This is a genomic window from Streptomyces sp. SCSIO 30461, assembly GCF_037023745.1.
GTDB lineage: Bacteria > Actinomycetota > Actinomycetes > Streptomycetales > Streptomycetaceae > Streptomyces.
Genome location: NZ_CP146101.1, coordinates 2,984,683 through 3,004,519 on the forward strand (window position 1 = coordinate 2,984,683; position 19,837 = coordinate 3,004,519).

At 69.6% G+C, this 19,837-nt stretch carries 15 protein-coding genes and 1 pseudogene; 11 read left to right on the plus strand and 5 right to left on the minus strand.

Going from position 1 to position 19,837, the window contains the following annotated elements:
* Positions 1 to 66 precede the first annotated feature (66 nt).
* The 3 genes from V1460_RS13140 (at position 67) to V1460_RS13150 (ending at position 3,238) form a co-directional block, all read left to right on the plus strand.
* The gene (locus tag V1460_RS13140; protein ID WP_338673908.1) at positions 67 to 591 is read left to right on the plus strand and encodes a GNAT family N-acetyltransferase; all 525 of its coding nucleotides are present in this window, start codon (positions 67 to 69) and stop codon (positions 589 to 591) included.
* 172 nt (positions 592 to 763) lie between these two features.
* On the plus strand, positions 764 to 1,450 hold the full coding sequence (locus V1460_RS13145) for a YoaK family protein (RefSeq protein WP_338673909.1): 687 nt from the start codon (positions 764 to 766) through the stop codon (positions 1,448 to 1,450).
* Positions 1,451 to 1,609: 159 nt separating this feature from the next.
* Entirely contained in the window at positions 1,610 to 3,238 is a 1,629-nt protein-coding gene (locus tag V1460_RS13150) for an AMP-binding protein (RefSeq protein ID WP_338673910.1), read from the plus strand.
* 329 nt (positions 3,239 to 3,567) lie between these two features.
* Here the strand turns inward: V1460_RS13150 and V1460_RS13155 are convergent, their stop codons facing one another.
* Complete coding sequence (locus tag V1460_RS13155; RefSeq protein ID WP_338673911.1) at positions 3,568 to 4,380, minus strand: hypothetical protein; 813 nt, start codon at positions 4,378 to 4,380, stop codon at positions 3,568 to 3,570.
* A 329-nt stretch (positions 4,381 to 4,709) separates the two neighbouring features.
* On the opposite strand from V1460_RS13155, the gene gcl reads away from it, so the two are divergent.
* Positions 4,710 to 6,488: a glyoxylate carboligase gene (gcl, locus tag V1460_RS13160; protein ID WP_338678021.1), complete on the plus strand. Its 1,779-nt coding sequence runs from the start codon at positions 4,710 to 4,712 to the stop codon at positions 6,486 to 6,488.
* Between the two features lie 421 nt (positions 6,489 to 6,909).
* On the opposite strand, the gene V1460_RS13165 is transcribed toward gcl, so the two are convergent.
* The 4 genes from V1460_RS13165 to V1460_RS13180 form a co-directional block, all read right to left on the minus strand.
* Positions 6,910 to 8,532, minus strand: coding sequence for a phospholipase D-like domain-containing protein (locus V1460_RS13165; RefSeq protein WP_338673912.1), 1,623 nt, complete (start codon positions 8,530 to 8,532; stop codon positions 6,910 to 6,912).
* A gap of 324 nt (positions 8,533 to 8,856) precedes the next feature.
* Entirely contained in the window at positions 8,857 to 10,323 is a 1,467-nt protein-coding gene (locus V1460_RS13170; protein ID WP_338673913.1) for a catalase, read from the minus strand.
* Positions 10,324 to 10,635: 312 nt separating this feature from the next.
* A complete protein-coding gene (locus V1460_RS13175; protein WP_338673914.1) occupies positions 10,636 to 11,553 on the minus strand; it encodes a 2-hydroxy-3-oxopropionate reductase in 918 nt (305 codons plus the stop codon).
* 77 nt (positions 11,554 to 11,630) lie between these two features.
* Entirely contained in the window at positions 11,631 to 12,500 is an 870-nt protein-coding gene (locus V1460_RS13180) for a TIM barrel protein (protein ID WP_338673915.1), read from the minus strand.
* A gap of 126 nt (positions 12,501 to 12,626) precedes the next feature.
* Between V1460_RS13180 and V1460_RS13185 the strand changes: the two genes are divergently transcribed.
* The 7 genes and pseudogenes from V1460_RS13185 to V1460_RS13215 all read left to right on the plus strand — a co-directional run.
* Positions 12,627 to 12,884 carry a hypothetical protein gene (locus tag V1460_RS13185; protein ID WP_338673916.1) on the plus strand — a complete coding sequence of 86 codons (258 nt, stop codon included), beginning with the start codon at positions 12,627 to 12,629 and terminating at the stop codon, positions 12,882 to 12,884.
* Between the two features lie 53 nt (positions 12,885 to 12,937).
* A complete protein-coding gene (locus tag V1460_RS13190; RefSeq protein ID WP_338678022.1) occupies positions 12,938 to 13,276 on the plus strand; it encodes a helix-turn-helix domain-containing protein in 339 nt (112 codons plus the stop codon).
* 100 nt (positions 13,277 to 13,376) lie between these two features.
* Positions 13,377 to 14,354, plus strand: coding sequence for a 2-oxo-4-hydroxy-4-carboxy-5-ureidoimidazoline decarboxylase (uraD, locus tag V1460_RS13195; RefSeq protein WP_407077447.1), 978 nt, complete (start codon positions 13,377 to 13,379; stop codon positions 14,352 to 14,354).
* Between the two features lie 6 nt (positions 14,355 to 14,360).
* Entirely contained in the window at positions 14,361 to 15,308 is a 948-nt protein-coding gene (gene pucL, locus V1460_RS13200; protein WP_338673917.1) for a factor-independent urate hydroxylase, read from the plus strand.
* Between the two features lie 188 nt (positions 15,309 to 15,496).
* Positions 15,497 to 16,900, plus strand: a complete 1,404-nt coding sequence (locus V1460_RS13205; RefSeq protein WP_338673918.1) for an 8-oxoguanine deaminase — start codon at positions 15,497 to 15,499, stop codon at positions 16,898 to 16,900.
* Between the two features lie 245 nt (positions 16,901 to 17,145).
* Entirely contained in the window at positions 17,146 to 19,326 is a 2,181-nt protein-coding gene (locus tag V1460_RS13210) for a hypothetical protein (RefSeq protein ID WP_338673919.1), read from the plus strand.
* A gap of 121 nt (positions 19,327 to 19,447) precedes the next feature.
* Positions 19,448 to 19,771: pseudogene (locus V1460_RS13215) on the plus strand (oligopeptide/dipeptide ABC transporter ATP-binding protein); the annotation flags it as partial.
* Between the last annotated feature and the right edge of the window lie 66 nt (positions 19,772 to 19,837).

Sequence of the window (19,837 nt, forward strand, 5' to 3'; positions counted from 1 at the left end):
AGTTACGGGCGGGAGCCAGCTGCCCCGGCAGATGGGGTACGTGCCGGAGTGCGTACAGTGATCCACATGCCCGAATTGCAGCTGCTCCGCCCGGACCACGCCCCCGCGCTCCTTGCCTTCGAGCGCGAGAACCGGGCCTACTTCGCCGCGTCCGTTCCTGACCGGGGCGACGACTACTTCCGAGACTTCGAGGAGCGGCACAGTGCCCTGCTCGCCGAACAGGCGGCAGGCTACTGCTACTTCCACGTGCTGGTGGACCCCGAAGGCGAGATCCTGGGGCGGCTCAATCTGGTGGACGTGGCGGACGGCGCGGCCGAACTCGGCTACCGCATCGCCAAGCGCGCCGCGGGCCGCGGCCTCGCCACCCGGGCCGTCCAGGAGCTGTGTCAGCGTGCCGAGGGCGAGTACGGGCTGACACCACTGAGGGCCGAGACCACACTCGACAACCCGGCGTCCCAGGCCGTGCTCACCCGCACCGGGTTCGGCGTCGTCGGCGAGACAGAGCTCGACGGCCGCCCAGGCCTGTCGTACCTCCGCAGGCTCGACTCCCACGGGTCCGACGCCACCAACGCCCCCAACCCTCGCCGTTGAATCGGTTCTCCACGACCTCCGCGCGGGTGGGCTCGTCACGAGCCGGGCGCCGCCGGCGCCGCCATGCCCGTGTCTCATACCTGCCGGAGAGTGATACGTCTGATGATCCACGTCTCAGACACGTCCTCGTCACCACGGCCAACACCTCGCCTCACCGTTAGCATGGCGGGCCATGGAGCCGCCAGCCCACCCCTCGTCCGGGCCGCCCCGCTCGCTGCAGCTCGCGGTGACGCTTCTGGTCGCGGCGGCCGGGTCGCTGGAGACGATCTCCTTCCTCGGCTTGGACCGTGTCTTCGCCGGAGTGATGACCAGCAATCTCGCGCTGATGGGTATGGCCATCGGGCAGCAACAGGCCCTGAATGTGACCGCTGCCGCCCTGGCGCTGGCCGGGTTCGGCGTCGGTGCCGCGGCGGCCGCCCGGGTCACCCGGTGCAGCGAGATCCGTGAAGGGCGCTGGCATCCACGGGTGATGTTCTGCCTGATCGCGACGACCGTCATTCTCGTCGCGATCGCGGGGGCCTGGGCCGCCCTCGACGGCGCACCGCGCGGGGTCACCAGAAACCTGCTCCAGTTCGCGGCGGCCGTCTCCATGGGCGTCGAGTCCACCGCCATGGTGGCTGCGGGCCACGCCGCCGCCCCCACCACCTATCTGACCGGCACCATGGCCACCTATATCGTCAATGGGGTCGGATCGGGCCGCCAGGAGATCTGGATTCCGGTGCGGTTCGGCGCACTGATCGTGGGCGCAGCCCTTTCCGCCGCGCTGTTGAAAACCGCACCCGCCTGGGCGGCGGTGCCACCGGTCGCGCTGATGCTCTGTGCCCTGCTTGCCGCGCGCAGCCGCCGACCCGGACGATGAGGTCGACGATCGGCTGGCCGCGCGCATCGGCGACAGCTCAGCCGACCGGCGATCCCTCCTCGGCGGGGACGCCGATGAGCGGCTTCACGGGCTGATATTCCGGCAGCACTCGGGGGAGGATCCCGGCAGTCGACGAGGTATGACGGGAAGGGAACTGCGATGGCGGGGAAGGACACGGGGACGGCCAGGGCGCTCTCGTACACACACGGCACGGGCTCCGTTCCACTGCTCGGAGAAACGATCGGACGCAACCTCGACCGTACGATCGCCCGGTGCGCGGAACGGGAGGCGCTGGTCGATGTGCCGTCCGGGCGGCGCTGGACCTACGCGCAGTTCGGGGCGGACGTGGACGAGCTCGCGCGGGCGCTGCTCGCACGCGGGGTCGGCAAGGGCGACCGGGTCGGGATCTGGGCGGTCAACTGCCCCGAGTGGGTGCTGACGCAGTACGCCACCGCCCGGATCGGCGCGATCATGGTCAACATCAATCCGGCCTACCGCGCCCATGAGCTCGCCTACGTCCTCAACCAGGCCGGTGTCGGCATCCTGGTCGCCTCCCTCACCCACAAGACGAGCGACTACCGGGCACTGGTGGAACAGGTCCGCACCGAGTGCCCCGCACTGAGGTCCGTGCACTACATCGGCGACGACAGCTGGGCGGAGCTCCTCGCGTCGGCAGTGGGTGCGGGACGAGAAGAACTCGCCCGACGGGAAGAGCAGTTGTCGTGTGACGACCCCATCAACATCCAGTACACCTCAGGCACCACCGGCTTTCCCAAGGGTGCCACCCTCTCCCATCACAACATCCTCAACAACGGCTACTTCGTGGGCGAGATGATCGGTTACACCGAGCACGACCGACTGTGCCTTCCCGTCCCGTTCTATCACTGTTTTGGCATGGTCATGGGAAACATTGGCGCCACCTCACACGGCGCCTGTGTCGTCATCCCGGCGCCGTCCTTCGAGCCCGCCGCCACCCTTCGAGCGGTCCAGCAGGAGCGCTGCACCTCGCTGTACGGCGTACCGACGATGTTCATCGCCGAACTGAACCTGCCCGACTTCGCCGCGTACGACCTCGGCTCGCTGCGCACCGGCATCATGGCGGGCTCCCCCTGTCCTGTGGAGGTGATGAAGCGGGCGGTCGCCGAGATGAACATGGCGGAGGTGTCGATCTGCTACGGCATGACGGAGACCTCACCCGTCTCCACGCAGACCCGGCGTGACGACGATCTGGAGCGCCGCACCGGCACGGTGGGGCGGGCGCTGCCGCATATCGAGGTGAAGGTGGTCGATCCCGCCAGCGGGATCACTCTGCCGCGTGGTGAGGCGGGGGAGCTGTGCACCCGTGGCTACAGCGTGATGCTCGGCTACTGGGACGAGCCCGACAAGACCGCCGAGGCGATCGACGCGGGGCGCTGGATGCACACGGGGGATCTGGCCGTCATCCGCGACGACGGGTACGTCCAGATCGTGGGCCGTATCAAGGACATGATCATCCGCGGCGGCGAGAACGTGTACCCGCGCGAGATCGAGGAGTTCCTCCACGTCCACCCGAAGATCGCCGACGTGCAGGTCGTCGGCGTGGCGGATGAGCGGTACGGGGAGGAGATCCTCGCTGTCGTCATCGCCCGCGACCCCGCCGATCCGCCGACACTGGACGAGGTCGCCGGCTTCTGTCGCGAGCAGCTCGCCCACTACAAGATCCCCCGGCGGTTGGAGGTCGTGGACGCTTTCCCGATGACGGTCAGCGGCAAGGTGCGGAAGGTGGAGTTGCGGGAGCGCTACGGCTGAGCGTTCCCGAAGGGGCAGGGCGGGTGCCGTGCAGCTCAGGAGCGGGCGGCGCCTGTGGCGTAGGCGACGAAGCCGGATGGTCGCGTGCCGGGGCGCGACTTCGAACTCCGGCTCTTTCTTGACGAGCTGACGCCCCGTGTGGAGGGGGCCGACACGCGTGATGCACGGTGTCCGCCGATTTCGCGGGAGTTGACCGTGTCCGCGCCGCCTGCCGACCGGGGCTGCATCTCATGGGGGCGCTCGCCGGCCGGTGCCAGGTGCTGGAGCGGGTGCGGATGGGAGACCGTGCGGGCCGAACGCGACCTGGCGCACTCGCCGTGCGGCCCGGCTCAGGAACGGCCCGGTGGCAGCAGTGCGTCCGCCGGGCCGTTCACCGGCTGCGGTGTGCCGGTGAGATCCATGACGAACAGCGGGATGCCGAGGTCGTCCGCGCGAGCGCGGGCTTCGGTCGCGTAGCCCGCGAGCGAGAAGAAGATCCCCACCGCATCCTCGTTCAGCCCGTTCAACCAGAGACATTCGACAGCGCTCATCGTGGCCGGACGTGTGGTGGGATCGACCTGGGCGACCAGGCCGGGGCCGCGCAGGGCGAGGCCGGTGGCGTACCAGCCCTTCTGCTGGACGATCTCCTCGAAGCCGAGCCAGCGCAGATACAGCGCCGCCGTGGTCACCGCGTCGTCAGCCGTGCGGATCGTGACCGGGCGGAAGGTGGGGCGCGGCGCGGGGGCGGTGCAGGGTGGGGGGATGTGTGTGGGCAGCCCTGCCCGGCTGCCGCGGGCCTCCGCCGCTGCCGGTGACCGGACCGACGGGGGCACCGGGGGCGCCTGAGGTCCCGAAGGGACGGGCGGTGGTGCGGGCGACGCGGCGGGTCTGGGGGGTGAGGTCACCGGGCGTACCGGTATCCGCAGCACTGTCCCGCAGGGGCAGCCGAGCTCCGGCTGCGGCCATTGGTCCCGGCGTCCGCAGTTCTGGCAGCGGGCGGTGACCCAGTCCTCGGTCCAGGTGCGGTGGGTGATCGGTTGGGCGGGTGCGCCGCGCAGCAGCGGAGGCGCGACCGGAGCGCCGCACGCGCAAGGATAGACCGGTGCCGCGAAGGTGTGCGTACGGCGGCAGACCGGGCAGCGAACCGGTACCTGATCTCCCATTCTTCCCCGTCCCCCCTCGGGCGGCGCAGTCGTGCCTCGTGCGTGCCTCATGCGCGCATCGGACATACCTCGGGTGCACCTCTGTCGTCTTCGTGACGTCGGTCACGCCTCCTGGGTTCCATCGTCCACCACGCGTCAGTCCTGGGGGAGGGACTTCGGCCATCCGGCAGGGCGTCGCGGCCCCGTGCCGTCCGCATTCCCTTGACGTCCCCCTTCATGCGTCCTACTTTGATTCCGAATAACAGAAGTTATATTCCGTATTGCGGAAAATGAAAAAACGCGACGAAGTCCGATCCGCCAGGCCGAAGCAGGAGCCCCTCATGCCTCGTATGACAGCCGCCCGAGCGGCAGTTGAGATCCTCAAGCGCGAAGGCGTCACGCATGCGTTCGGCGTGCCGGGCGCGGCGATCAACCCCTTCTACAAGGCACTCCAGGAGGGCGGCGGCATCGACCACACCCTCGCCCGCCATGTGGAAGGCGCCTCGCACATGGCCGAGGGGTACACCCGCACCGCCCCGGGGAACATCGGTGTCTGCATCGGTACGTCCGGTCCGGCGGGCACCGACATGATCACCGGGCTGTACTCGGCGAGCGGTGACTCGATTCCGATCCTGTGCATCACCGGGCAGGCCCCGACGCATGTGATCCACAAGGAGGACTTCCAGGCCGTCGATATCGCCGCCATCGCCGGTCCCGTCACCAAGGCGGCCACCACCGTGCTCGAAGCGGCGCAGGTTCCGGGGGTGTTCCAGCAGGCGTTCCATCTGATGCGCTCCGGCCGACCCGGTCCCGTGCTGATCGACCTGCCCATCGACGTCCAGATGACCGAGATCGAGTTCGACCCGGATACGTACGAGCCGCTGCCGGTCTACAAGCCCGCGGCGACCCGTGCCCAGGTCGAGAAGGCGATCTCGTACCTGCTCGCGTCCGAGCGGCCGCTGATCGTCGCGGGGGGCGGTGTCATCGGCGCGGACGCGAGCGAGCTGCTGGTGGAGTTCGCGGAGCTGACCGGCACACCCGTCATCCCGACCCTGATGGGTTGGGGGGCCATCCCGGACGACCATGAGTTGAACGCCGGAATGGCCGGTCTCCAGACCGCGCACCGCTACGGCAACGCCAACTTCCTGGAGTCCGACTTCGTCCTCGGCATCGGCAACCGCTGGGCCAACCGGCACACCGGCTACAAGCTCGATGTCTACACCAGGGGCCGTACATTCGTGCATGTGGACATCGAGCCCACCCAGATCGGCAAGATCTTCGCCCCCGACTTCGGCATCACCTCGGACGCCAGGGCGGCCCTGGAGCTGTTCGTGGAAGTCGCCAGGGAGCTGGAGGCGGCGGGCAGGCTGCCCGACCGCACCGAATGGGTCCGCTCGACCCAGGAGCGCAAGGCCACCTTGCAGCGGCGTACGCACTTCGACGACGTGCCGCTGAAGCCGCAGCGCGTGTACGAGGAGATGAACAAGGCCTTCGGGCCCGAGACCCGCTACGTCACCACCATCGGGCTCTCCCAGATCGCGGGAGCGCAGATGCTGCACGTCTACCGGCCGCGTCACTGGATCAACTGCGGGCAGGCGGGGCCGCTCGGCTGGACCATCCCGGCCGCTCTGGGCGTGGCCAAGGCCGATCCGCAGGCGCAGGTCGTGGCGCTGTCGGGGGACTACGACTTCCAGTTCATGATCGAGGAGCTGGCGGTCGGAGCACAGCATCGAATCCCATACGTCCATGTCCTCGTGAACAACTCGTATCTGGGGCTGATCAGGCAGGCGCAACTCGCCCTGGACATCGACTTCCAGGTCAACCTGGAGTTCGAGAACATCAACGCGCCGGAACTCGGCGCCTACGGTGTCGACCATGTGCGGGTCGCCGAGGGCTTGGGCTGCAAGGCCATCCGCGTCAGGGAGCCGGAGGAACTGCTGCCGGCGATGGAGAGGGCGAAGAAGCTGGCGGCCGAGCATCGGGTGCCGGTCGTGGTGGAGGCGATCCTGGAACGGGTCACCAATATCGCGATGAGCCGAACGGCGGACATCAGTGATGTGTCCGAGTTCGAGGAACTGGCCACGGAGGCCTGGCACGCGCCCACAGCGATCAAACCTCTGAAGGTGTGAGTGGGTTGTCCGACGGCCGGGCGGCCGGCCGGGCGGGGCGGTCGACGACGGGGCCGAAGGAGTGGACCTCGCCCCATTCAGGCCCGGGTGGCGGCTGCGTACCGGAAGGGCGAATGGCCATGGCTCAAGCGCCCTTTGCGACTTGGCGCTTCCTGACGATGCCCCACCGTGTGAACCCACTGCTCAGACGGTGGCTGCGGCCGGCTCCCGACGAACCGGCCGCCAAGATCGACCTCATCGGATTCGGCACCGTGGCCGCGGTGACCGTCTTCCGGCGTGTGTCGTCTTCCATCTGGTCACAAGCCAGTTCTGGAAACTTCCCTGACGGGCTGACGGGCTGACTGACCTGTGCCCGGCCGGCTGGGCCTGCTTGTCCCGCACCGGCGGTCCCGGTGCGGGGCAAGTCAAGCGGTACGCCGGTTCAGCCCTGGCAGATCCCGCGGGCGTAGTCGTACGTGGCCGTCGCCTGCGCGTACTTCCACTGCGGAGCCAGCAGCTCGACGTCGAGCTGCGCCGCCGCCGAGGGGCTCTCCACGATGTATCCGAAGTCCTGGAGCCAGGCCGGGTACAGGTTCTTGGAGCCGATGTAGAAGGCCGAGCCGTCCACCGACACCAGCTTGTGGTGCTGGGCGTACGGCTTGCCGTCGGCCCAGGTGGCGCTGTCCGCGTTGCGCGCCGATGCGAGCTGGAGATTGCCGCACATGGCCGCGTTCGCGCTCGCGCCGTCACCGGTGATCCGGGTCAGGCGGCCGCGCAGCACATCGCTGATCTCGTCGAGCGACTTGATCTGCGAGTAGCCGCCGCTGCCGACCGCTCCGCGGTTGGCCGGGTCGCTGACGACGATACGGACCTTCACTCCGGAGGCCAGCTTCGCGGCAAGCGCGTCGTACAGCCGGATGTCGTAGCGCGGCAGTGGCGGGCAGGTGGCGTTCATGTCCTGCTGGGCGATCTCGACATGGGTGGTCGCGCTACCGACCAGCGCGCGCAGGGCGCTCTCCTCCGGGTTGACCGTGTCGTAGTCACGGTCGGCGTTGGTGCGGTCGGGCAGGCCGACGCCGCACTCGGTGTCGGACGCGGTCGGCAGCTCGGGGCGGAACGCCGACGACGAGTCGCGGTCCTTGATGCCGACACCGAGTCCGCCGACGGCGATCACCGGGACGTCACCGGTCGGGCCCGGCTGCGTCGTACCGGTCAGTGTCGACATGCAGCCGCCGCCACCGGAGGAGGCGAACCACACCTTGGTGAGGTTGTTCTTGTTGCCGCAGGTCCAGGACCACAGTTGGTCCAGGTAGCGGCCGGCCGAACCCGCCGCCGGGCCGGTGAGGGCGAGGTCCACGTCGGACACCGGGTGAGTGGTGTCGAGGTAGTCGCCCTTCCAGTTGTTGATGCCACCGGTGATGGCGGACCTGCTGTCCACCACGAGCAGCTTGGAGTGGTTCCAGGACAGCCCGGTCTTGGAAGTCGTCATCGACGCCACGTTCAGCGTGATGTCGTCTGCGGCGTCGCCCAGCTTGGCGACCAACTGGTCGCGGTACTTCGACGGCAGCACGTTCAGGTGGTAGAGCGGCGCTGCCCCGACCAGGACCCGCACCTTGATCTTGTCGCCCGACCCGCGTTTCGCCGCGGCGGCCCTGAGTCCCGAGGCGATGGCCTCCTGGAAGTCCCCGTCGGGGAACGGAGCCAGCGTGGATATGTCCACCGTGCGGGTGGCCTGTGCGATGTTCGCCGCCATCTTCGTCAGCAGCCGCTGGGTCCCTGAGCGTTCGGTGCAGCCGGTGTCACCCCAGCAGCCCGGTGTCTGGAGCAGCCAGCCGGATGGGTCGTCGGCCGGGGCGTCCAGCCGATTGCCCGAGGTGCGTTCCCACACCTGGCCTTCGAGGCCGGGGGACACCTCACGCAGCGTCCGCTCGATGGCGTCGAGATGCGGGGTGGACGGTTCGGCCGCGAGGGCCGGAGCGGCGGTGGGGAGCGGCGATACGGTCGCGGCGAGTACCGCCGTGATGGCTGCGAGACGGGTCGAGCGGCGGAGCCGGGCAGAAGCCAAGGTCGCTTCCTTGTCGAGTAGTCGGGGGTGTCGCTCACGGCCGTGACATCAGGCACGGAGCTTGATCAACTCGACAGAAGTTACCAGTCGGGAACTTTCAGTGATGAATCCAGGGCACGGGCAAGCGCGCTCTCATTTGCTCGAAATGGCTTGAAAGCGCGGCGTCTTCTGGGACCGCGGCGGGGCGGTGGGCTTCTGCGTCGCTCCTTCCTTCAGGTCAGGAAGGGGACGTGGGGGCCCGTACCACCGCACTGGCTCGCACCCGCCGCGGTCCGGTCTTGGGGTTGTGTTTCCTCGGGTTGTGTTTCGTCCGGTTGTGTTCGCTCAGTCCTCGCGCAGAGCGTGGACCGCCTCCTCGACGCGCTTGCCGTAGTCCGCGTCGGCGGCGTGGAAGTGCGCCAGGTTCTTCTCGATCACATCGTCACGGGATACCTGCGACAGACCGCCCGCGATGTTCGCGACCAGGCGCTGCTTCTCCTCTTCCGACATCAACCGGTAGAGCTCCCCGGCCTGGAAGAAGTCGTCGTCCTTGGTGTGCGCCGGTGCGGCGTGGGTGCCGGTCCAGCCCGAGACGGCCAGCGGCGCCGACAGCGCGGTGTCCGTCTGGGTCGGCCCGGAGTGGGAGTTGGGCTCGTAGTTCCTGTCGTAGCGGGATCCGTTGCGGGTGGCCATGAATCCGTCCCGGCCGTAGTTGTCGGCGGTGCCGCCCGGGCAGCCTTGCGGGGAGTTCACCGGCAGTCGGGTGTGGTTGACACCGAGGCGGTAGCGGTGCGCGTCCGCGTAGGCGAACAGACGTCCCTGGAGCATCTTGTCCGGCGAAGGGCCGATTCCGGGAACGAAGTTGTTCGGCGAGAAGGCCGCCTGCTCGACCTCGGCGAAGATGTTGTCGGGGTTGCGGTCGAGCACCAGCCGGCCCACCCGCCGCAGCGGATGGTCGGCGTGCGGCCACACCTTGGTGAGATCGAACGGGTTGAAGCGGTAGTCCGCCGCTTCGGCGGCGGGCATGATCTGCACGTACAGCGTCCAGGACGGCTTCACGCCGCGCTCGATTGCCTGGAGCAGATCCGTCTGGTGGCTGGCGGGGTCCTGGCCCGCGAGCTCGGCCGCCTGTTCGGAGCTCAGGCAGCGGATGCCCTGGTCGGTCTTGAAGTGGTACTTGACGAAGAACGCCTCTCCCGCCGCGTTGGTCCACTGGTAGGTGTGCGAACCGTAGCCGTTCATGTGGCGGTACGACGCGGGTATGCCGCGGTCGCCCATCAGCCAGGTGATCTGGTGCGTTGCTTCGGGGGCGTGTGCCCAGAAGTCCCAGACGTTGTCCGGTTCCTGACGGCCCGTGAACGGGTCGCGCTTCTGGGAGTGGATGAAGTCGGGGAACTTGATCGGGTCCTTGATGAAGAACACCGGGGTGTTGTTCCCGACGAGGTCGTAGTTGCCCTCTGAGGTGTAGAACTTCAGCGCGAAGCCTCGCGGGTCGCGTACCGCGTCCGCGCCGCCGAGGGCGTCGGCGACGGTCGAGAAGCGGATGAACGTGTCGGTGCGCTTGCCCACATCGGACAGGAAGTCGGCCCTGGTGTACGCGGTGACGTCGTCGGTGACCTCGAAGTGGCCGTAGGCGCCCGAGCCGCGGGCGTGGACGACCCGCTCCGGGATGCGCTCACGGTTGAAGCGCGCCAGCTTTTCCAGCAGGTGCTGGTCCTGGAGGAGGAGCGGACCACCGGCACCCGCGGTGGCGGAGTTCTGGTTGTCGGCGACGGGAGCACCGGACTCCGTCGTCAGCACGCGCTTCGACATAGGGCGGGAGGACCTTCCGTGCGGGAGATCGGGTGGCGCCCGGGCGGACCCAGGGAGCCTCCGATGGCAGTGGGGCGTGGCAGGAGCCTAGGTTTGCCCCGGCGGCAGCGTCAACATTTTGTTGAAATGGAGGGCGGGGTCCGGGCCGTGGCGGCACCTGGGCGCGACAGGACAGTTGTCGGTGCGGCCACGGCCCGGAGGCTTGGTGGGCCCGGGTTGGGCCTGGTTCTCGGTCTGGCTCTGAGGCTGGGTAGGGAAAGGGAGCTCAGGATCCGGCCCCGAGCCCAGACGGCCTGGTCCCGGAAAGGCGGCTCAGGCGGTCTGCGTGCCCGAGAGGCGCTCAACGGCCCGCAGCAGCGCCGAGTGGTCGAGCCCGCCGTCGCCCTGGGCGCGCAGGGACGCGACGAGCTGGGCCACCATCGCGCCGACCGGCAGTGCGGCGCCCACGCTGCGGGCGGCTTCGGTGACGATGCCCATGTCCTTGTGGTGGAGGTCGATGCGGAAGCCCGGCTTGAAGTCCCGGTTGAGGAAGTTGTCCTTCTTGCGGGTCAGCACGGTCGAGCCCGCGAGTCCGCCGTTCAGCACGTCCAGGGCCGCCCGGAGGTCCACACCCGACTTCTCCAGGAAGACGACCGCCTCGGCGCAGGCCTGGATGTTGACCGCCACGATGAGCTGGTTCGCGGCCTTGACCGTCTGGCCCGAGCCGTGCGGGCCGCACAGGACGATCGTCTTGCCGAGTGCCTCCAGAAGCGGCAGCGCCTCGTCGAACGCCTCCCGGTCGCCGCCGGCCATGATGGACAGCACCGCCTCGATCGCGCCCGCCTCGCCACCCGAGACCGGGGCGTCGAGCACGCGGATGCCCTTGTCGGCCGCGGCCTTCGCGAGGTCGATGGAGGTCCCTGGGGTGATCGAGGACATGTCGATCAGCAGGGCGCCCTCGCGGGCGTTGGCCAGGATGCCGTCGGAGCCGTAGCAGACCGCCTCCACCTGCGGGGACGCCGGAACCATGGTGACGATGACATCCGCACCGGCGACCGCGTCGGCGATGGAGGACGCCGCCCTTCCGCCGGCCGCGGCGAGCCGGTCGAGCTTGTCCTTTTCCAGGGTGAAGCCGGTGACCTCGTATCCGGCCTTCAGCAGGTTCTCCGACATGGGAGAACCCATGATGCCGAGGCCGATCCAGGCCACCTTGGGCAGGGGCTTGCGGGGGGAGTCCGTGGGGGTGCTCATGGGGCCATGCCTTTCCTGAAAGCTGTTCTGCGAGGTGGGGTGCGGGGCGTGCCGCGGTGGTGCGGGGCGACGGTGCCTCAGGTGCTGTCGGGGCGGACGGCCCGGGCGTCGGCCGGGAGCCAGTCGAAGGCTCCGGCGCTCGGGAGGCCGCCCGGCTTGTACTCGAGGCCGACCCAGCCGTCGTATCCGGCCGTCCGCAGCTCTTCGAGATGCCGCGCCAGTGGGAGCGATCCGGTGCCGGGCGCGCCGCGGCCCGGGTTGTCCGCGATCTGGACATGGCCGGTCTTGGTCGCGTAAGCGGCGATGACCTCGCCGACGTCCTCGCCGTTCATCGACAGGTGGTAGATGTCGAGCAGGAACTTCGCGTTGCCCAGACCGGTCGCCGCGTTCACCTTGTCCACGACCTCGATCGCGGAGGGGGCGCTCACCAGCGGGTAGTGCGGGGACTCCGGCTTGTTGAGGGTCTCGACCAGCAAGACGGCGCCCACCCGGTCGGCCGCGCGGGCCGCCAGGACCAGGTTCTCCAGTGCCAGTGCGTCCTGGGCCGCGGGGTCCACGCCTTCGATTCGGTTCCCGTAGAGCGCGTTGAGCGCCTTGCAGCCGACCGAGTCGGCGAAGTCCGCGGCGACATCGACATTGGCGCGGAAGCGCTCGGACTCCTCGCCCGGTACGGACAGGGCGCCGCGGTCGGGCCCTGGGAGCTCGCCCGCGTAGAAGTTCAGTCCCACCAGCTGGGTGCCCGCGTCCGAGAGCGCCTCGCGCAGAGCGTCCAGTTCGCTCTGGTCGGGGGTGGGGGTCCCGGTCCAGGGCCACCACAGCTCGACCGCGGTGAAACCCGCGGCCGCGGCTGCGGCCGGGCGCTCCAGCAGCGGGTACTCGGTGAACAGGATCGACAGATTCACATCGAAGCGCTGGTCCGTGACCGCGCCTTCGGGGAAGCGGGCCATAAGGACACGCTCCTTCCGTATAGCGGAAGTTTGTTTCTGCTTAATGGAAGATTGCCTCTCATGGGTGAGGGATGTCAAGGGTCGGCCGTCGTGAGTACGGTCGGAAGTTGGGCTTAACGTGTGGGCATGCGATTGCGAGTGGAGTTCACAACCGAGCCCTTCGACCTGGATGAGGCGCCACGCCATGCCCTGGTGGCCCGTGAGGTCATCCGGTCGGCGGACCTCGACGCCGTGGACGTCGGCCCTTTCGGCAATACGGCGGAAGGCGGCACGGACGAGGTGCTCACCGCGGTCGACTCGCTGCTCCGTCGGACTCTGGGCGCTGGTGCCACTCGTGTGTCGCTCCAGGTCAGCGTGATCGCGGACGAGGGGAGCGAGCGGTGAACGAGCCCGTGGGCCGGCCGGTGCCCCTGGACCACCCGCTGGTCACCGCCGTGATGCCCCTCGTGGATGCCATGGGCGGGCGGATACTCGCGCCGGACCAGGCAGGGGGCGACGATGTCGTACTCGCCTGGCAGGGCGCTGAGGTGCTCGCCGTACGCCTGCCGCAGCTCGCGGAGTCCCTGGACCACATCCTGGCCGCGATGGAGCGCGCGCACGGGATGCCGCTGAAGGCGCTCGACCGCAAGACGAAGCAGTCGGTCGTACGCACCCTCGAAGCGCGCGGGGCCTTCTCCGTGCGCCACGGCGTGGAGACGGTCGCCGGCGCGCTCGGTGTGAGCCGCTTCACCGTCTACAACTATCTGAACCGGGACAACAGCGCCAAGGACGAGTAGGGCGGGTCCGTTTTTCAACAAAGTGTTGACGTGGTGCCGGTGGGAGGCGTTAGCTGTTCGCATCCCGTGAATCCGTCTCACGCACCGCACGGAGGCTCCCGTGTCCCCGATCCCCGCACCGGGCCTGGCCCGGTTGAACACCGCGGCGGACAGCGACGTCGTCGCTGAGCTGCACGAGGTCTGTGCCAGCTCCGCCTGGGGGAGGAGGGTGCTCGCCGGACGCCCCTACGCGGACGCGGAGGCCATCTGCGGCGCCAGTGACGCCGCGATGGCGGAGCTGACGGCGGACGACCTGGCCGAAGCGATGGCGGGGCACCCGCCGATCGGACGGCCGAAGCCCGGGGACCCGACCTCCGCTCGGGAGCAGCGAGGGATGGCCGGGGCCTCCGAAGAGCTCAGGGCCGAGATGCTGGAGCTCAACCTGGACTACCAGGAGAAGTTCGGCCATGTCTTCCTGATCTGCGCCACCGGCCGGACCGGAGAGCAGATGCGGGACGCCGTCCGGGAGCGGATCGGCCACTCGCCCGAGCAGGAGCGCGAGATCGTCCGCGCCGAACTGGGCAAGATCAACCGCATCCGGCTGGCCCGTCTCGTATCGCCCCCGGAGGAGGAGACCCGAATGAGCACCGGCACCAGCGCCGCAGCGACCCCGCACACCTCGGTCTCCACGCACATCCTGGACACCAGCATCGGCCGCCCCGCGCAGGGTGTCGCCGTCTCCCTGTCCGCCCGCGCGGGCTCCGGCGCCGCATGGGCGGCGCTCGGGAAGTCGGCCACCGACGCGGACGGGCGTTGCAAGGACCTCCCGGCCCTGCCGGAGGGCACCACCCATGTACGTCTCGACTTCGGGACCGAGGACTACTTCCTCGGACAAGGACAGGTACGAGCACAACGACCAGGTCCGGCCGGAGCCGCAGTCGACCCGCAAGCCGATGCGCAGCAGGACGCCCCCGCGAATCGGGACAGCGGTGCGTTCTTCCCGGAAGTGGCGATCACCTTCGCCGTCGATCCGGGCGAGCACTACCACGTACCGCTGCTGCTCAACCCGTTCGGCTACTCCGTTTACCGAGGGAGCTAGCAGACAATGACAGACCGATCCCGACCCGCACGCCCCGTCCTCCTGGGCCAGAACCAGTACGGCAAGGCCGAGAACCGTGTCGTGAGGATCACCCGCGAGGGCTCGACCCATCACATCAAGGACCTGAACGTCTCCGTCGCACTCTCCGGCGACATGGACGAGGTCCACTACTCGGGTTCGAACGCCAACGTGCTGCCGACGGACACCACCAAGAACACGGTGTTCGCCTTCGCCAAGGAGCACGGCATCGAGTCCGCGGAACAGTTCGGCATCCACCTCGCCCGCCACTTCGTGACCTCCCAGGAGCCGATCCGCCGGGCGCGCATCCGCATCGAGCAGTACGCCTGGGAGCGGATCGCGACCTCCGAAGCCAACTCCAGGTTCATCGGCGCCGACGAGGTCAGGCACTCCTTCGTCCGCAAGGGCCAGGAGACCCGGGTCACCCAGGTCACCTACGACGGTTCGCGGTGGGAGGTGATCTCCGGCCTCAAGGACCTGGTCGTCATGAACTCCACCAACTCGGAGTTCTGGGGTTATGTGAAGGACAGGTACACCACCCTCCAGGAGGCGTACGACCGCATCCTCGCGACCGAGGTGTCCGGTCGTTGGCGCTTCGGTTGGAGCGACGAGGACGAGCGCATGCCAAACTGGGAGAAGTCCTACGCGGCGACCAGGAAGCACATGCTCGAAGCCTTCGCCGAGACCTACTCCCTGTCGCTCCAGCAGACTCTGTACCAGATGGGTGCGCGGATCATCGATCACCGCTCGGAGATCGATGAGGTCCGCTTCTCACTGCCGAACAAGCACCACTTCCTCGTGGATCTGGAGCCCTTCGGCCTCAAGAACGACAACGAGGTGTACTTTGCGGCCGACCGGCCCTACGGGCTGATCGAGGCCACCATCCTGCGGGACGGCGCCGAGGCGCGCATCCCGGAGGACATGACCAACCTGTGAGCGGGGAGCCCGGGCCGTACCCGTGCGGGTCGGGCCCGGGCCACCGGACTCCCAGAGGTTCTCCAACTCCATGAACTCGGCACCCGGAGCACCGCGGGCCCAAGCGGCAGAGAGACTCGCTCCGGCACTCAAATCCCCTGGGCCCTGCCGTGCCCGCTCCGCCACCGAAAGCATGAGGAAACAGCCCCATGGCAGCATCGGCAGCCCCTGACCAGCCGATCGAGCGGATCGTCATCGAGAACTGCGCGGTCGCGACCGTCGACGCAGGCGACACCGAGTACGCCGACGGCCATGTCGTCGTCGCAGGCAACCGGATCGAGTCCGTGGGAGCGGGCAAGGCCCCCGAGCAGTTGGAAAACGTGGTCCGCCGCATCGACGGCACCGGCCACCTCGTCACCCCCGGCCTGGTCAACACCCACCACCACTTCTACCAGTGGATCACTCGAGGCCTGGCCACCGACCACAATCTGTTCGACTGGCTGGTCGCGCTCTACCCGACCTGGGCCCGGATCGACGAGCAGATGGTGCACTCCGCCGCCCAGGGCTCCCTGGCGATGATGGCGCGCGGCGGCGTCACCACCGCCATGGACCATCACTACGTGTTCCCGAAGGACTCCGGCGACCTCTCCGGCGCGATCATCCACGCCGCGTCCGACATGGGTGTCCGCTTCACCCTCGCCCGCGGCTCCATGGACCGCAGTGAGAAGGACGGCGGGCTGCCCCCGGACTTCGCCGTCGAGAGCCTCGAAGGGGCGCTCGCCGCAACCGAGGAGACCATCGACAAGCACCACGACGCCTCCTTCGACGCGATGACACAGATCGCCGTCGCCCCCTGCTCCCCCTTCTCCGTGTCCACCGAACTGCTCAAGCAGGGAGCCGAGTTGGCCCGCCGCAAGGGGGTGCGCCTGCACACCCACGGCAGTGAGACGGTGGAGGAGGAGCAGTTCTGCCATGAGCTGTTCGGCATGGGGCCGACCGACTACTTCGAGTCGACGGGCTGGCTCGGCGAGGACGTGTGGATGGCTCACTGCGTCCATATGAACGACTCCGATATCGCGGCCTTCGCCCGCACCCGCACCGGCGTCGCGCACTGCCCGTCGTCCAACGCCCGGCTCGCCGCCGGAATCGCCCGCGTACCGGACATGCTCGCCGCCGGGGTCCCGGTCGGACTCGGCGTCGACGGCACCGCGTCCAACGAGTCGGGCGAACTGCACACCGAACTGCGCAACGCCCTGCTGATCAACCGCCTCAGCGCGGTGCACCGGGAAGCCGCGCTCAACGCCCGCCAGGCGCTGCGCCTCGGTACGTACGGTGGCGCTCAGGTGCTGGGCCGGGCAGGGCAGATCGGCTCGCTCGAACCCGGCAAGCTGGCCGACCTGGTCCTCTGGAAGCTGGACACCCTGGCGCACTCCTCCGTCGCCGACCCGGTGACGGCCCTCGTGTTCGGCGCGGCGGCGCCGGTCACCCTGTCGCTCGTGAACGGCAGGCCCGTGGTCGAGAACGGCCGCCTGCTGCACGCCGACGAGGACGGCATCGCCCGTTCCACACGTGCGCAGGCCCAGCGGCTGGCGCGGATCGCCGCCGGAGCCTGACGGCTCGGACGGTCCGACCGCTCCGGCCTTTTGGCCGCCCGGTCACCCCGGTCACCCGGACGAGGGGGACGGCCCTCGTCCGGGCGCCGTGGACCCGAGCGGGGTCCACGGTCGGCCGCCGCCGGGAGCGCGCACCGAGCGTGCGCGCTCCCGGCGGCGGCGCTGACGACACGCGCATCGCTCGATCGGCGTATCCGTACGCGGCAGTGCGGGCGGGTCGCGCCGGACGCTGCGACGCTGCCCGGGTGACGCGTACCCGTACCGCCCTGAACACCGGCTTCGACGACTTCCTCGACTGGGCGCGGCAGGAGAGGGGAGTGGCTCTGCCCCCGCGCCCGACGGACGCCGTGCTGGCGTTGCTCGCCCTGCGCGGCGCGGACCGCAGGGCCGGCGTACCCGAGCCGACTCCCGAGCTGCTGCGCCGCGTCCTCCTGGAGGACCTGCCCCTGGTGCTGCACGCGGACGCCGACGAGCTCGCCGCCGTACCCGGCGTCCTCGGTGCTCTCGCCGACCGGGTCCGCGCAGCGGGTCGGCTGAACACCAAGCGCCGCGACCGGCTGCTCGCGGCGGTCGCTGAACTCGTGCCGGAGTTCGAGCAGGCCATGGGTCGTCCGCTCAATCTCACCTGGCCGCGCTGGTATGCCTCGCTGCTGCGCGCGGACGGCGTCGACACCGGTGATTCCGGAGCCGTGAATGCCTGGCTCGCCGCATTCGACACCGCACCGCACGCGGACCGGCCCGCGCCACCCGGGCCGTTGCACCGCGCTGATGTCACCACCGCCACCTTCGCCGGCCGCGCCCGGCTCACCGAGGCCCTGCTGGAGGCCTTCGCCCACGACGTCGAAGGGCACTCTGGGGCCGGTCCGCTGCTCCCCGCTTCGGAGGTGCTGGCCGCCGACCGGCCCGAAGACGCGCTCGCGGACGAACTGGAGTCCCTCGCCGGGGAGCTGAGCGACCGCTGGACTGCCACCGGCCTGAACGAGGCCCTCACCGGCCCTTACGAGCACCTCGCACCGGGCCCGGAAGCGCTGCCACACGCCGTGCTCGCCGACCGGTTCCTCGACGAGCACCTCGATTACTACGGCGCATCCGACGTACCGCTGCCTCCACCGGCCGCACTGCCCGCGCCCGCGGAGATCGAGGCCCTGCTGCACGGTGCCCCGCTGCCCGCCTCGCTTGCCGCTGGGGACGAGGACGTGCGCGAACTGGCCGAACACTGCGGCTTTCCCGGCCAGGGCAGCGCGGTCTGGAGCGCGGGGACCCCCGCCGAACAGGTCGAGCTGGGTGCCGACATCCTGGCAGTGGTGGTGGAGCGGGTCGCCGCCGACGCCGACCCCGGCGACGCATACGCACTCGACGCCGCTCACATCCTCTACACCCTCTACGAACGCGGCTGCACCCCGGACTCCGTGGCCCGCAAGGCGGCCGGCCACATGGACTGGTGGTACGACCCGGTGCTGGAGGACGCGCCCCTGGCGGTCCCGGACACGGCACCCGCCACGTACACGACCCCGACCCCCGCCGAACTCGGCGAGCTGACCGGCATCCTCGAGCTGACCGAGAGCGACCGCGCCGAGCTCGACGGCTTGGCCCGCGCCCTCGCCGCGGTGGTCGACCGGCTCGCCGCGACCGGATGCGTCTTCCGCACGGGTGATGTCTTCGGTCTCACCCCGCTCGGCAGCGCCGTGGTACGCCACACACTGTCAGTGGGACATGTCGCAGTGCCGGATGCCCGAGCGGTCCTTGGGTGGGACGCGGCATCGCTCGTCGCGGCGGTCGAGGCCTGGCCCCCGCAGATCGCCGCCCGCGTGCTGGCGGACTGGGCCGCGGCGCGCGGTGGCGATGACGCGACCTGGAGTGAACTCCTCGCCGCCGTACCCACAGCCGTGCCCGGCCGCGGTCTCGCCGGGCTCGTCAAGCGTCTCGACCTTGCCGCCGTTCCCGTGCCACCGCTCAAGGCGGCTCTCACCGACCCGTTGGTCGGCGGCCATGCCCGTCGGGTGCTGCTCGCGCGCGGGGAAGTGGCGCCGGCCGACCAGGTCCCCCTGAACGCCGAAGCCATGGTGCTGCTCGACGAGCTCGGGGACGCCTCGTTCACCGACATCCGGGAGGACGTCGGGGCGGAGCGGGGACAGGAGGATGTCGGCCGAGGCCCGCGCCGCGCCCTGCTCGATGCCTTCGACAGTGCCGCAGCCGCCTGGCCGGGTGGCCCGGCCGAGCTGATCTCCGCGCTCGCCGCCGCCGACCCGGACCGCGCCCTGCCCATCCTGGACGAACTACGCACCCGCCATCCGGACAGCTCGGTGACGGACCCGGCCGCGCACGTCCTGAAGGAGGCCAGGGCCTTGGCGGACCGTAGGAATCCGCGCAGGCGTACAGGCAGGCGTGCCGGCAGGCACAGGAAGGTCCGTCGCGCCGAGCTGTGACCGAACCGGATCGGTTGCGGGCCCGGAGGTGCCCTCGCTTACAGGAGAGGGCCCTTGCGGTGGGACACCCGGCCGCCGAGCAGGCGCCCGTGGAGGAGCTGTTCGAACGTCCCGCCCATCCCGGGTGTGCGACCGGGTCGCGGTGATGTACCTCGGGCGGATCGTCGAGATCGGAGGGAAGCACGCGGTGTACGGCCGCCCGCTGCACCCCTACACCCGGGCGCTGCTGTCCGCCGTACCGCTGCCCGACCCGGTGGCCGAACGGCAGCGGGAGCGCATCACTCTGGCCGGCGATCCGCCGAGCCCCGCGGCGCCACCGCCGGGGTGCACGTTCCATCCCCGTTGCCCGAAGGCGGCGGCGATCTGCCGTACCGAGCAGCCGCTGCTGCGGATCGGCGTGCCGGGGGAGCAGCAGCGGGTCGCCTGCCATTTCCCGGGTGACTGAGACCGGACGACCGGATACGACGACGCCCTCCCCGGGCCGCATGGTTCGGGGAGGGCGGCACCATCG